This is a genomic window from Sphingopyxis sp. Geo48, from assembly GCF_949769155.1.
Taxonomy (GTDB): domain Bacteria; phylum Pseudomonadota; class Alphaproteobacteria; order Sphingomonadales; family Sphingomonadaceae; genus Sphingopyxis.
This window is the reverse complement of the sequence record NZ_CATKPA010000003.1, coordinates 186,212-199,578: the sequence shown is the minus strand read 5'-3', so window position 1 is coordinate 199,578 and position 13,367 is coordinate 186,212. Positions and strand designations below refer to the sequence as shown.

The window sequence follows — 13,367 nt, the reverse complement described above, 5'->3', positions numbered from 1 at the left end:
GCGAGCGGCGATGGACAAGGACAGCTTCGGTGATGGGCCCCTGCTTTCGCAGGGGCGCGTGCTGAAAAGGCGTCATTGCGCGAGCAGCTCCTTCGCGGCCGCCACAATGCTGTCGCGGCTCGGCAGGGTCAGCGTCGCGGCTTTGCCGAGCGGGATGAAGCTGTCTTCGGCGGCGATGCGCGCGAGTTTCTTGCCCGGCGTGCGCTCGACGAATGTCGCCATCAGCGCCTCGCTCTGCGAGCCGGTGATGCGGCATTCGTCGACGATCAGGATGCGCTGCGCATCGCCCACCGCGGCGACGAGCTTGTCCTCGTCGACCGGGCCGAGCCAGCGCAGGTCGATCACCCGCGCCTTCACGCCATCGGCCGCGAGCAATTTCTCGGCCTGCCGCGAGAGATAATATCCATTGCCATAGGTCACGATCGCAAGGTCGGTGCCGTCGCCATGGATGCCAACGTCGCCGAGGCGGATTGGTGTGCCTTCGCCCGGCGCTTCATAGGTGCTGGTCCACAGGCCATCTCCCTCCTCGTGCAGGTCGCGCGTCATGTAGAGCGCGATCGGTTCGACGAAGACGACGACACGCTGCTCCTCGCGCGCCAGCCGCACGCATTCGCGCAGCATATGCACGGCATCGCGCCCGTTCGACGGCACCGCGAGGATCACGCCCGGAATGTCGCGGAAGACCGCGAGGCTGTTGTCGTTGTGGAAATGGCCGCCGAAGCCCTTCTGATACCCGAGCCCCGCGATGCGGATGACCATCGGGTTGGTGTACTGGCCGTTCGAGAAGAAGCTCAAGGTCGCCGCTTCGCCGCGGATCTGGTCCTCGGCATTGTGGACATAGGCGAGGAACTGGATCTCGGGCATCGGCAGGAAATCATTGTGCGCCATGCCGATCGCGAGCCCGAGGATCGCCTGTTCATCGAGCAGGGTGTTGATGACGCGCGCCGAGCCGAAGCGCTGGTGGAGTTTCGCGGTGACGTTATAGACCCCGCCCTTCGGCCCGACATCCTCGCCCGCGACGACGATCTCCTCGTGCGCGAGCATCAGGTCGGCGAGCGCCCACGACAGCAACCGCGCCATGTGCATCGGCTTGTCCATCTGCCCCGCATCGCTGCCGAACAGCGCCTTGCGGTCATCGGCCGACGGCGTGTTCGGCCGCGCGACTTCGCGCGTCGGCGGGATCAGGCTTTCCATGACATGCGCCGAGGTCGTGATCTTCGGCCGCCGGATCGCGGCCTCGGCTTGCCGCGCCAGGGTCGCGCCGATCTCCTCATAGGTTTCGGCAATCTCGGCCGCGGTCATCCAGCCCTGCTGCACCATCAGGGCCGCGCCGGCGAGCAGCGGATCACGCGCCTCATCGGCCTCGATCAGCGCTTTCGGCAGATAGGCGCCCTGCACGTCCGACCCAGCATGGCCGTAGAGCCGCACCGTCGCCATGTGCAGGAACACGGGCCTTCGCGTCCGGCGCGCATAATCCGCCGCCGCCTTCGCCCCGGCATAAGCCGAAGCAAGGTCGGTGCCGTCGCACTGGATATAATGCAGCCCCGCGCGGTGGCGGAACTGCGCCTCGATCCAGCCCGTCGGCGTGCGCGTCGAAATGCCGATCCCATTGTCCTCGCACAGGAAGATCAGCGGCATCGGGGTGCCCTGGAATGCCGCCCAGCCCGCGGTGTTGAACGCGCCCTGCGCGGTCGAATGGTTTGCCGAGGCGTCCCCGAAGCTGGTCAGGACCACCGCATCGTCGGGAAGCGGCAGGCCCTTGCGCCCGAGCCGCCGCGCAATGCCGATCGAGAAGGCCGCGCCGACGGCTTTCGGCAGGTGCGACGCGATCGTCGAGGTTTGCGGGGGGATGTTGAGCGGCTTCGACCCGATCACCTTGTGGCGCCCTCCCGAAATCGGATCCTCCGACGAGGCTGCGAAGCTGAGCAGCATGTCCCATGTCGCGCTCTCGCCGGGCAACTGACGCGCCCGGTGGAGCTGGAAAGCGTTCGAGCGATAGTGGAGGAACGCCATGTCGGTGACGCGCAGCGCAGCGGCGACAGCGGCATTGCCCTCGTGCCCCGACGAGCCGATCGTGTAGAAGCCCTCGCCGCGCGCCTGCAGATGGCGCGACAGCCGGTCCATCTGGCGGCTGGTGAGCTGCGACAGGAAGATATCGGTCGCCTCCGCCCGCGACAGGCCCGCCGCAGCCGGATCGGGCGCATCGGCGCGGCCGGGCAAGCGGCCTTCTGTCAGCGCGCCGAGGAATTTTTCATGCACTGCCTGCGCCGCGTCCACCGACTTCCTCCATTAGCTGGGCCATATGGTTGCACGCGCAACTACCGGCCGCCTACCGGCGCGCTAGAACGGGGCAGTTTGGCGCGCAAGCATCTCTTGCCTTGCTGCGCCGCCTCGCGCTACCACCTTGATCGATGACGCATCGGGGCGGGGCTCTCTTCTCAACATGATGTCGCTGTGGATCGCCCAGGCGTCTGCAGCGACGGCCGCATCCGATGAGGGATGGCTTGTCGACCCCGAACTCGTCGACCCGGCCTATGGCCAGACGATGGCCGGGGGCGAGATCCAGACGGGTTTCCCGCCGCCACCCCCTCCGCAGCCCCAACAACCGCAATGGGATCTCGGCTGGCTGCGCGATTTCTTCGAATGGAGCGCCCCGGCGCTGAAGCCCTTGATGTGGATCGGCGCCGCGGCGCTGCTCCTCCTCATTCTCTATCATTTCGTCCCCGCCTTCGCCGACTGGGTCGACAATCTGCGCTTCGGGCGCAAGCGCGGCGGTATCGAGGAAGAGGCGCTGGGCGAGGCCGAAGCCGGCGCCGCGCGCGCGCGGCTCGCCGACGCCGACGCGCTTGCCGCCGCGGGCCGCTTCGCCGAGGCGGTGCACCTGCTGCTCTATCGCAGCGTCGACGACATCAGCGACCGCCGCCCCGGACTCGTCCGCCCGGCGATGACGTCGCGCGAGCTTGCCGGCGCGCACGACCTGCCATCGGTCGCGCGCCATGCCTTCAGCCGGATCGCGCGCGCGGTCGAGATCAGCCTGTTCGGCGGCCGCGCGATCGACGAGGGCGCGTGGACAGAGTGCCGCAGCGCCTATGCCGAGCTGACCGTGCCGCAGAACTGGGCGCGGGCATGAGCGGCACGCGCGCGAATGACTCGGGCTTCAACCCGCTGTTGATGGCGGCGATGGTGGTGGTCGGCGTGGTCGCGTTCATCGCGCTCTGGGCGCTGGTCGCGCTCGGCCCGCAATTGTCGAGCGGCAACGACGGCGGCGGCCATTCGCTGTCGAAGGCGGCGCCCGGCTTTGCGGGGATCGTCGACCTGCTCGAACGGTCGGGCGCGCATGTCGAGCTGCGGCGTCATATCGGCCCCGGCGCCGCGTCGGCCGACGAGCCGCTGCTGATCCTCACCCCGACGCACCAGACCACGCCGGCCGAGATCGAGGAATTGCTCAATCAGCGCGGACGCCGCGCGCTCGTCGTCCTGCCGAAATGGCAGACGATGACGATCCCGGGGCAAGCGAAGAAGCCCGGCTGGGTCGGCCAGGGCTTTCCGGTCACCCCGGACACGGCGCTGCTTCCCGAAAGCCAGTTCGGAAAGGTCCGCATTCGGGCGCCGCAAGCGCGCGCGCAAACCGTCCCCGCGAACGTCGCCGGTCGGCCCTTTGCAGCCTATCTCCCCGACAATGCGCAAACGGTCGACGGCGACGGAATCATTCCGCTGATCGCCGGCGCGAACGGCGGCGCGGTGCTGGCAATGGCGAAGGAGCGTGATTTCTACATTCTCGCCGATCCCGACCTCATCGACAATTTCGCCTTCGCATCGCGCGACAAGGCGCGCGCGGCAGCAATGCTGGTCGATGCGGTCGGTGAGGACGCCGACACCGACAGCGTTGCCTTCGACCTGACGCTCAACGGCTTCGGCGGCGGGCGCTCGCTGCTGCGCTTCGCCTTCGTCCCGCCCTTCATCGGCATCACGCTCTGCCTGATCGCGGCCGGATTGCTCGCGCTGTGGCAGGCGTGGGTACGCTTCGGCCCGGCACTGAAACGCGCGCGCGCGATCCCGATCTCGAAGGAAGCGCTGATCGCGAACAGCGCCGACCTCGTGCGGCAAGCGCGGCGCGAACTCGACGGCGCCGACGCCTATGTCGCGAGCCAGCGCCTCGCGATCGCGCACCGCCTGCACGCGCCGGCGGGGCTCGATAGCGAGGCCACCGACGCGTGGATCGACCGGCGACTGAAGCGCGGCGGCGACCTGTTCTCGGCGATCGCGCGGCGCCTGCCGTTCGCGCGCAACCGGCATGAATTTTTGGAGGGCGCGCAGGCGCTGCACGACATCAGGAAGGAACTACTCCGTGACGGCTGACATCGAGAGCGTGAGGGCGCTGGGCGCCGCGATCGAGGGCGAGGTCGCCAAGGTCGTGTTCGGGCAGGGCCCGCTGACCCGCATGGTGACGATCGCCTTGCTCGCCGGCGGGCATGTGCTGCTCGAAGGCCCCCCGGGCACCGCGAAGACGCTGCTCGCACAGGCGTTCGCGCGGGCGGTGGGGCTCGACTTCGGGCGCATCCAGTTCACCCCCGACCTGATGCCGGGCGACATTCTCGGTTCGAACCTCTTCAACTTCCAAACGTCGAGCTTCACGCTGACCAAGGGGCCGATCTTCACCGAGCTGCTGCTCGCCGACGAGATCAACCGCACCCCGCCGAAGACGCAGGCCGCGCTGCTCGAGGCGATGCAGGAACGGCGCGTGACGATCAACGGCGAACCGCACGCGATGAGCCCGCGCTTCACCGTCCTCGCGACGCAAAACCCGATCGAGCAGCAGGGCGTCTATCCGCTGCCCGAGGCGCAGCTCGACCGTTTCCTGTTCAAGCTCGTCGTCGACTATCCCGACGCCGCCGAGGAACGCCGCATCGTCGCCGACCATGGCGGGCGCTTCAAAAGCCCCGCGGTCGCCGATTTCGGCGTGACCAAAATTACCGACGCCGCCGCGATCGGCGCCGCGATCGACGCGATCGCGACGGTGCGCCTCGCCGAAGAGGTCGTCGACTATATCGTCCGCCTGATCCGCGCGACGCGCGCCAGCGCCGACCTCGAATGCGGCGCAAGCCCGCGCGCCGCGACGATGCTTGCGCGCGCGTCGAGCGCCGCCGCCGCGCTTGAGGGCCGCGACTATGTGATCCCCGACGATGTCCAGCGCCTCGCCGCGGGCGTGCTTCGCCATCGTGTCATCCTGTCCGCCGCGGCCGAGATCGAGGGCCGCAACGTCGAGCAGGTGATCGCCGACATCGTCGAGCGCGAGGACGTGCCGCGTTGATCTATCCGACCCGCCGCGCGATCTATCTGCTGCTGCTCGGCGCTCCGCTGGCGCTGGCGCTCGGGCTCGTGCGGCCGGAGCTGTGGGTGATCGCGCCCGCTTGGATAGGCCTCCTTCTCTTCGGCCTGCTCGTCGACGCGATGCTCGGCGCGAACCCGCGCCGCCTCGCGCTCGATGCCACGATGCCGCACCAGGTCGGCGTCGGCGATCCGTTCGACCTGCGCCTCGTCGCGAAGGCCCCCACCGTCCCGCGCCGCGCCGAGATTGCGCTCGCGCTCGACGAGCGGCTCGCCCCCGGCGGGCGTCTTGCGGGCGAGATGCGCCGCGCGAGCGACGCCGAGGCGCTCGTCCGCACGCTGCCGCTTGCAGCGTCGCGGCGCGGACAGGCGCTCGTCGAGGCGCTGTGGGTCCGCTGGGCCGGGCCGCTCGGTCTCGTCTGGAAACAGCGCCGCTTCGCGCTCGATCGGGCGATTTCAGTCGTCCCCAGCCTGCGATCGGTGACCGAAGAAGGCAGCCGCCTGTTCCAGCGCAACAGCTGGTTCGGCCTCCGCCAGCAGCAGCTTCGCGGCGAAGGCAGCGAATATGAATCGCTCGCCGAATATCAGCCGGGGATGGACCGCCGCGCGATCGACTGGAACGCCTCGGCGCGCCACATCAAGCTGCTCGCCAAGGAATATCGCGTCGAGCGCGACAACCGCGTCGTCCTTGCGATCGATGCCGGGCGCACGATGGCCGAGCCCGTGGGCGGGATGCCGCGCGTCGACCGCGCCGTCTCGGCGGCGCTGCTGATGGCCTATGCGGGGCTCAAGCTCGGCGACCGCATCAGCTTCTTCTCCTTCGCCGCGAAGCCGCAGGCGCTGACCCCGGCCTATATGCATATCCACGACTTCCCGGCGCTGCAGCGCGCGGCGAGCCTCATCGACTATGCGCCGGTCGAGAGCAATTTCACCCTTGCGCTGTCGACGCTGTCGGCCGAGCTCAACCGCCGCTCGCTGATCATCCTGTTCACCGAATTCACCGACGCGACGAGCGCCGACCTGATGATCCGCGCCGCGGGCCGGCTGGTCAGGAAGCACCGGCTGCTGTTCGTCGTGATCCGCGACGACGAGGTCGAGGAGGTCGAGCGCCGCCGCCCCGAAAGCGCATCGGACGTCACGCGCGCCAATGTCGCCGCGGCGATGCTCCGCGACCGCCAGCTCGTCATCGCGCGGCTCCAGCGTTTGGGGGCGGACGTGATCGAGGTGCCCGCCGACGCGATGGGCGCCGCGGTGGTCGAGGCCTATCTGGGCATCAAGCGGGCCGGCAGCCTGTGAGCGCGGCCGAGCTTCCCTCTTTCTCCACCGGCCGCTTCCGTGCCGAGCGCGAGGCCGACTGGATCGCCTTCGACCTGCTGCTCACCAAGCTCGAAAAGCGCGGCGCCAAGGCGCTGACCAGCGAGGAATTGCTCCGGCTTCCGATCCTCTATCGCGCGACGCTGTCATCGCTCTCGATCGCGCGCGCGACGAGCCTCGACAAGGCGTTGCTCGACCATCTCGAGGCGCTGTCGATCCGCGGCTATTTCCTCGTCTATGGCGTCCGCGAAACGCGCTGGAGCCGGATCCGCCGCTTTGTCCTTTACGACTGGCCTGCCGCGGTGCGCGCGGTGTGGAAGGAAACGCTGATCATTTCGCTGGTGATCATCCTCGGCGCGCTGACGAGCTGGTCGCTCGTCGCGCACAATCCCGAATGGTATTATAATTTCGTCGACGAAAGCATGGCGGGCGACCGCGACCCGCGCGCCACGGTCGAGTTCCTGCGATCGACGCTCGGCCACGGCAAGGACGGGGGCGGAGAGGAAAGCGGGCTCCACGTCTTCGCGACCTTCCTCTTCACCCATAACAGCCGCGTATCGATCATGTCCTTCGCGCTCGGCTTCGCCTTCGGCGTACCAACGATGATGCTCGAATATTATCAGGGCATCGGCCTCGGCGCGATGCTCGCGGTCTTTTCGTCGAAGGGTCTCGGGTTCGATTTCGGCGGCTGGCTGTTCATCCACGGCACCACCGAGCTGTTCGCCGCTGCGCTGTCGGGCGCGGCGGGGTTGCGCATCGGCGCCGCGGTCGTCTTTCCGGGTGCGCGGTCGCGGCTGGAGGCCGCGGCGCAAGCGGGCAAGACCGCGGGCAAGGTGATGGTCGGCGTGATCCTGATGCTGCTTGTCGCGGGGCTGCTCGAAGGCTTCGGACGCCAGCTGATCACCGACACGATGCTGCGCTATGGCATCGGGACGGTGATGCTGCTTTTCTGGCTCGGTTATTATTACGTCCCGCGGCGCGGAGACGTCGCATGACCGCCGCGACGAACGCGCGGATGCGCAACGCGAGCGCGAAGAAGGTCCGCGAATTCGTGACCCCCGAAGGCGTCGACCTGCAACTCAGGATCGCCAGTTCGGGCTTGCGGCTCGGGGCGCTGATCGTCGACCTGCTCGTCATCACGGTGATGCTCTTCGTGTTCAACCTGCTGGTGGACTGGATCAGCCACGCCACTCCGCGCGACATCGCCTTCATCATCTGGATGCTCGGCGCCTTCGTGCTCCGCACCTTCTGGTTCATCGGTTTCGAACTCGGATCGCGCGCCGCGACGCCGGGAAAAAGGCTGATGGGCATCCGCGTCGTCGCGCGCGATGGCGGGCGGCTCACCGCCGACGCCGTGGTCGCGCGCAACCTGATCCGCGAGCTTGAACTGTTCCTGCCGCTGATGATGCTCGGCATCGGCACGGCGGAGGATATGGTGTCGGGCTGGACCGTCCTCGCCGGGGTGATCTGGTCGCTGACGCTCAGCCTGTTCCTGCTGTTCAACCGCGACCGGATGCGGATGGGCGACCTAATCGCGGGCACCTGGGTCGTGATGGCGCAGCGCGCGAAGCTCGACACCGACATCACGACCGCCGCCGAGGCCGACGCGATGCAGTTCAGCGACGCCGAGCTGTCGGTTTACGGCATCTTCGAACTGCAGGAACTCGAACGCATCCTGCGCGGCCGCGACCCGCGTGCGATGCGCGAGGTCGCGGACACGATCCGCGCCAAGATCGGCCGGCCGGTCGCCGAAGAGGATGACGTGTTCCTGCTTTCCTACTACCGGCAACTCAAGGCCCGGCTCGAACGCGGGCTGCTGTTCGGCAAGAGACGAGAGGATAAATATGCCAGCGAATGAGGCTGTATCGGTCACCGAAGCGCTTCACCGGCGCCGGTCGGTGCGCGCCTTTTTGGACAAACCCGTCGATCCGGCCGTCCTCGAGGCGATCTTTGCCGCGGCGCAGCGCGCGCCGTCGGGCGGCAATCTCCAGCCCTGGCAGGCGGTGGTGCTGACCGGCGCGCCGTGGCAGCGGGTGAAGGATGCGGTCGCGGCGCGGATCGCGATGGGGCGCGAGGGCTATCAGCCCGAATATGACATCTATCCGAAAGGCCTGACCGATCCGTGGGAAAGCCGCCGTTTCGGCGTCGGCGAGGCGCTCTACGCCTCGCTCGGCATCCCGCGCGAGGACAAGAAGGGGCGGCTCGCTCAATTCATGGACAATTACCGGGGTTTCGGCGCACCGGTGATGCTTTTCCTCCATTGCTCGCGCATCATGGGGCCGCCCCAATGGTCGGACATGGGGATGTGGCTGCAATCGGTGATGCTGCTGCTCGTCGAACATGGCCTTGCCAGCTGCCCGCAGGAATGCTGGGCGATGTACGGGGCGACGATCCGCGAGACGCTGGACCTCGGCGAGGACCAGATATTGTTCACCGGCCTTGCGATCGGCCATGCGAACGAGGATGCGGCGGTGAACCAATGGCCCGTCCCGCGCGTCGGGCTGGATGAAGTGATTGATTGGCGAGGGTTTCGAGAATGAAGATCAGGCGGGCATGGACAGGCTTCGGCATCGCGGCGGCGACGCTGTTGGTCGCGGGCTGCGCCGCCGTGCCGAAGGCCGAGGCCCCGCCGCCCGCGCTGAAGCCTGCCCCTGCCCCGACGCCCCCGCCACCCGCGCCCGAGAAATCGTGGGAGGATCGTGCCCTCACCGCCGGCGCGTGGCGCTATGACGCGGGGAGCCGCACCGCGAGCTTCGTCCAGAGCGGCAACCCCGGCCCGCTGCTCTCGCTTGCCTGCAGCGGCGGCAGCATCCGCCTGACCTCGGGGCTCGACGGCGATGTCGCGCTGCGCACCAGCGCCGGCGCCGACCAGATCCGCTTCGACGGCGGCAGCGCGAGCGTCCCGAGCGGCGACGCCCGGCTCGACCGCATCGCCTTCAGCCGCGGCCGCTTCGCGCTCGAAGGGACGACCGGCGCGCTGACGCTGCCCGTCCAGTCCGAAATCGGCCGCGCGATCGAGGATTGCCGGGGCTAGAGGGCGGCCTCTGCTTTGGCGGAGGATATCCGGGATGCCTTCGTTCGCCCTCGCGGCCTGGATTTTTCAAAGTTCAGGAAAGTTCAGCCCATTGCATCGCCCGTTGGGGACCGGGGGTGTTCCGAACGCCATTTATCCGCGTCGCCGCGTCGATCCCCCAAGCGAGAGCGTCGGGTGAAGGCTGACACGGCGGGATAATGTAGGAAAGGCTTATTGGAAGGCGATGGCGGCTTTGGGGTGGTTTCCAGACCTTCGTCATCCCGGACTTGATCCGGGATCCATTGCAGCGCCGAAGTCGTGGACCCCGGATCAAGTCCGGGGTGACGATGAAGGATAGGTCGCCTTCCGGTCGGGAAGCAGCCATGCCCCTAAACCTAAAATATCCGCTTTCCAGCAGTATCGCGCCATGCCGACTGCATCGCTCGGCGCTTTGGAGGCGGCACCTCCCCCGGATGGTCGGCTATCGCACCACGCGTCAGAGTGGCAAACGCAACGGTTCTGGTACGACCGGCCGTCTCGCTCCTGTCGCCTCAAGCCCCCAAACGGACCGTCCCGCCCCTGATCCAGCCCCAGCGGCACGGGCCCTGATATTCGCGCGCGTTCTGCACCGACTTGCCGACGCCGCACATATCCTCGTCGGTGCCGGGGGCGGCGAAGACGATGCCGAACCACGCGTCGTCGTCGGTCGCCTCGCACACCGAGACCTTCGCGCCGCCCGCGACCTTTGCCTTGACCGCGCGCGTTTCGCCCGGCGCCCAATAGACGTCGGTGCCGCCGTCCTTGACGCGGCTGATGCTCGAACAGGCGGGCAGGCTCGGCCCTTCGGTGCCGATCATCACCGCGCGCGTCGCCAGCGGTTCGCCCGCCACCGCCGGGGCATTGTCGGCGGGGGGCGCAGGCTGGCTGCAGGCGGCGAGCGAGAGGGCGAGAAGCATCGAGAGAGTCTGTTTCATGGACCCGAAACTAGCCGCCGCGCCGCGGCTGTGCAACGGCCCTTCGGAATCGCCCGAGAGGCGCATTTTCGCTTGGGTTTTACCTCCCCCGACCCTATATAATCGATATGACAGAGCCCAGCGAGAACAGCGCGCCCGAAAGCGCCTCGAAACAGCCCAACACCAACGCCTATGGCGCCGATTCGATCAAGGTCCTGAAGGGCCTCGACGCGGTGCGCAAGCGCCCCGGCATGTATATCGGCGACACCGACGACGGGTCGGGCCTGCACCATATGGTGTTCGAGGTCAGCGACAATGCGATCGACGAAGCGCTCGCGGGCCACTGCGACCTCGTCCTCATCACCTTGAACAGCGACGGATCGGTCAGCGTCGAGGATAATGGCCGCGGCATTCCCACGGGCATCCACGCCGAGGAAGGCATTTCGGCGGCGGAAGTCATCATGACCCAGCTCCATGCGGGCGGGAAGTTCGAGAATACCAGCGACGACAATGCCTATAAGGTTTCGGGCGGCCTGCACGGCGTCGGCGTCTCGGTCGTCAACGCGCTCAGCGAATGGCTCGAACTCACGATCTGGCGCGACGGCGAAGAGCATTGGATGCGCTTCGAGCATGGCGACGCGGTCGCCCCGCTCAAGGTCAACGGCCCCGCCCCGGCGGGCAAGAAGGGTACGCGCGTCACCTTCATGGCCTCGACCGAGACCTTCAAGAATGTCACCGAGTTCGACTTCGAGAAGCTCGAGCATCGCTACCGCGAGCTCGCCTTCCTGAATTCGGGCGTGCGGATCAAGATCGTCGACGCGCGGCACGCCGAGCATGTCGCGCACGATCTTTTCTATGAGGGCGGCATCGCCGCGTTCGTCAAATATCTCGACCGCAACAAGACCGCGCTGCTGCCCGATCCGATCGCGATCAGCAGCGAACGCGACGGCATCGGCATCGACGTCGCGCTCGAGTGGAACGACAGCTATTACGAAAATGTCCTCTGCTTCACGAACAACATCCCGCAGCGCGACGGCGGCACGCACCTCGCAGCCTTCCGCGCCGCGCTGACGCGGACACTCAACGGCTATGGCGAAAAGTCGGGGATGCTGAAGAAGGAAAAGGTCAGCCTGACCGGCGAGGATATGCGCGAAGGCCTGACCGCGATCGTCTCGGTCAAGCTGCCCGATCCCAAATTCTCCTCGCAAACCAAGGACAAGCTGGTCTCGTCGGAGGTGCGCCAGCCGCTCGAAAGCCTGATGGCCGACCGGATGACCGAATGGCTGGAGGAAAATCCGGCCTATGCCAAGGCGGTGATCCAGAAAGTCATCGACGCCGCCGCGGCGCGCGAGGCAGCGAAGAAGGCGCGCGAGCTGACGCGGCGCAAGGGCGCGATGGATATCGCGAGCCTGCCCGGCAAGCTCGCCGACTGCCAGGAACGCGACCCCAGCAAGTGCGAACTGTTCCTGGTCGAGGGCGATTCGGCAGGCGGATCGGCGAAGCAGGGCCGCGACCGGCATGTGCAGGCGATCCTGCCCTTGAAGGGCAAGATCCTGAACGTCGAGCGCGCGCGCTTCGACCGCATCATCTCTTCGAAGGAAGTCGGGACGCTGATCCAGGCGCTCGGCACCGGCATCCGCGACGAATTCAACATCGAGAAACTGCGCTATCACAAGATCGTGATCATGACCGACGCCGACGTCGACGGCGCGCATATCCGCACCTTGCTGCTCACCTTCTTCTATCGCCAGATGCCCGAGATTATCGAAAACGGCCATCTCTACATCGCGCAGCCGCCGCTCTACAAAGTCGCGAAGGGGCGGAGCGAAGTCTACCTCAAGGACGACACCGCGCTCGAAAATTATCTCGTCGATGCCGGCATCGACGCGCTGCTGCTCGAAACCCCGGGCGGGGCGCGGTCCGGCAACGACCTGCGCGAGCTGATCGAGCATGGCCGGCGGCTGCGCGCGCTGATGCGCTATGTGCCGCGCAGCCTGAACCACGGGCTGGTCGAGGCGCTCGCCTTTGCCGGCGCGCTCGACCCGAACCTCGACACCGCGGGGCGCCACAGCGCCGCCGCGACGTCGGCGACGTGGCTCAATGCCGCCGAGCGCGCGCTGACGGGGGGCGGCGAAGCGGTCTGGACCGTCGAGGCGGTCGAGGGCGGAGGCTACACGCTCGAGCGCCGCTGGCGGGGGGTAAGCGATCTCCATGCGGTCGATGCGGCGTTCCTGCAAAGCCAGGAGGCCCGCCGCCTGCACAAGCTGGCGAGCGAGCAGGCCGAAACCTATGCCCGCCCCGGCCGCCTCGTGAAGGCGAGCGGCGCGGCGGCGGTCGAGGTCGAGGCGACCGAGGGCGACGAGGAGGATGTCCCCGCAGCTTCGCCCGCCAAGTCAAACCCGGTGACGCGCCCGTCCGAACTGCTCGACGCGATCTTCGCGCACAGCCGCAAGGGGCTGTCGATCAGCCGCTACAAGGGGCTGGGCGAGATGAACGCCGAACAGCTTTGGGAAACGACGCTCGACCCGGCGCACCGCTCGCTTTTGCGCGTCAGAACCGAGCAGGCCGACGTCGCCGACGGCATTTTCGAGCAGCTGATGGGCGACGAGGTCGAGCCGCGGCGCGACTTCATTCAAACCAATGCCTTGAGCGTCGCCAACCTCGACGTCTGATCGCGGATTCGGCCCAGCGCGGCGCGGACGGCTTGCGCGAGCCGATCCGCGCTGGCTAGGGACGCGTACCCAACAGGGGAGGCTGAA

11 protein-coding genes are annotated in these 13,367 nt (G+C 67.6%); 9 read left to right on the top strand and 2 right to left on the bottom strand.

Annotation, left to right across the window (positions count from 1 at the left end; all coding sequences use genetic code 11):
- Positions 1-72: 72 nt before the first annotated feature.
- On the bottom strand, positions 73-2,277 hold the full coding sequence (locus tag QOL79_RS12470; protein ID WP_283419804.1) for a thiamine pyrophosphate-dependent enzyme: 2,205 nt from the start codon (positions 2,275-2,277) through the stop codon (positions 73-75).
- Positions 2,278-2,443: 166 nt separating this feature from the next.
- Between QOL79_RS12470 and QOL79_RS12465 the strand changes: the two genes are divergently transcribed.
- From QOL79_RS12465 to QOL79_RS12430, 8 genes are read left to right on the top strand one after another with little or no spacing between them, the layout of a single operon-like run.
- Positions 2,444-3,130 carry a DUF4129 domain-containing protein gene (locus QOL79_RS12465; RefSeq protein WP_058456528.1) on the top strand — a complete coding sequence of 229 codons (687 nt, stop codon included), beginning with the start codon at positions 2,444-2,446 and terminating at the stop codon, positions 3,128-3,130.
- Positions 3,127-4,359, top strand: a complete 1,233-nt coding sequence (locus QOL79_RS12460; RefSeq protein WP_283419803.1) for a DUF4350 domain-containing protein — start codon at positions 3,127-3,129, stop codon at positions 4,357-4,359. The genes QOL79_RS12465 and QOL79_RS12460 overlap by 4 nt, the downstream gene beginning before the upstream one ends.
- Positions 4,349-5,311: an AAA family ATPase gene (locus QOL79_RS12455; protein WP_283419802.1), complete on the top strand. Its 963-nt coding sequence runs from the start codon at positions 4,349-4,351 to the stop codon at positions 5,309-5,311. Before QOL79_RS12460 ends, QOL79_RS12455 begins: the two co-directional genes overlap by 11 nt.
- Positions 5,308-6,624: a DUF58 domain-containing protein gene (locus tag QOL79_RS12450; RefSeq protein WP_058456525.1), complete on the top strand. Its 1,317-nt coding sequence runs from the start codon at positions 5,308-5,310 to the stop codon at positions 6,622-6,624. Before QOL79_RS12455 ends, QOL79_RS12450 begins: the two co-directional genes overlap by 4 nt.
- Entirely contained in the window at positions 6,621-7,637 is a 1,017-nt protein-coding gene (locus QOL79_RS12445; RefSeq protein ID WP_283419801.1) for a stage II sporulation protein M, read from the top strand. Before QOL79_RS12450 ends, QOL79_RS12445 begins: the two co-directional genes overlap by 4 nt.
- Entirely contained in the window at positions 7,634-8,500 is an 867-nt protein-coding gene (locus QOL79_RS12440; RefSeq protein ID WP_283419800.1) for an RDD family protein, read from the top strand. Before QOL79_RS12445 ends, QOL79_RS12440 begins: the two co-directional genes overlap by 4 nt.
- Positions 8,487-9,182 carry a nitroreductase gene (locus tag QOL79_RS12435; protein WP_283419799.1) on the top strand — a complete coding sequence of 232 codons (696 nt, stop codon included), beginning with the start codon at positions 8,487-8,489 and terminating at the stop codon, positions 9,180-9,182. Before QOL79_RS12440 ends, QOL79_RS12435 begins: the two co-directional genes overlap by 14 nt.
- Entirely contained in the window at positions 9,179-9,676 is a 498-nt protein-coding gene (locus QOL79_RS12430; RefSeq protein ID WP_283419798.1) for a hypothetical protein, read from the top strand. Before QOL79_RS12435 ends, QOL79_RS12430 begins: the two co-directional genes overlap by 4 nt.
- A gap of 530 nt (positions 9,677-10,206) precedes the next feature.
- On the opposite strand, the gene QOL79_RS12425 is transcribed toward QOL79_RS12430, so the two are convergent.
- Positions 10,207-10,629 carry a hypothetical protein gene (locus QOL79_RS12425; RefSeq protein WP_282949317.1) on the bottom strand — a complete coding sequence of 141 codons (423 nt, stop codon included), beginning with the start codon at positions 10,627-10,629 and terminating at the stop codon, positions 10,207-10,209.
- Between the two features lie 107 nt (positions 10,630-10,736).
- Here QOL79_RS12425 and gyrB point away from each other — a divergent pair, with 107 nt between their 5' ends.
- Positions 10,737-13,280 carry a DNA topoisomerase (ATP-hydrolyzing) subunit B gene (gene gyrB / locus QOL79_RS12420; RefSeq protein WP_283419797.1) on the top strand — a complete coding sequence of 848 codons (2,544 nt, stop codon included), beginning with the start codon at positions 10,737-10,739 and terminating at the stop codon, positions 13,278-13,280.
- The last annotated feature ends 87 nt before the right edge of the window (positions 13,281-13,367 follow it).

Bases quoted from the DNA above. Each gene is read 5' to 3' on its own strand.
- QOL79_RS12465 (WP_058456528.1), top strand. From the start codon at position 2,444: ATGATGTCGCTGTGGATCGCCCAGGCGTCTGCAGCGACGGCCGCATCC.
- QOL79_RS12460 (WP_283419803.1), top strand. From the start codon at position 3,127: ATGAGCGGCACGCGCGCGAATGACTCGGGCTTCAACCCGCTGTTGATG.
- QOL79_RS12440 (WP_283419800.1), top strand. From the start codon at position 7,634: ATGACCGCCGCGACGAACGCGCGGATGCGCAACGCGAGCGCGAAGAAG.
- QOL79_RS12435 (WP_283419799.1), top strand. From the start codon at position 8,487: ATGCCAGCGAATGAGGCTGTATCGGTCACCGAAGCGCTTCACCGGCGC.
- QOL79_RS12430 (WP_283419798.1), top strand. From the start codon at position 9,179: ATGAAGATCAGGCGGGCATGGACAGGCTTCGGCATCGCGGCGGCGACG.
- QOL79_RS12425 (WP_282949317.1), bottom strand. From the start codon at position 10,629: ATGAAACAGACTCTCTCGATGCTTCTCGCCCTCTCGCTCGCCGCCTGC.
- gyrB (WP_283419797.1), top strand. From the start codon at position 10,737: ATGACAGAGCCCAGCGAGAACAGCGCGCCCGAAAGCGCCTCGAAACAG.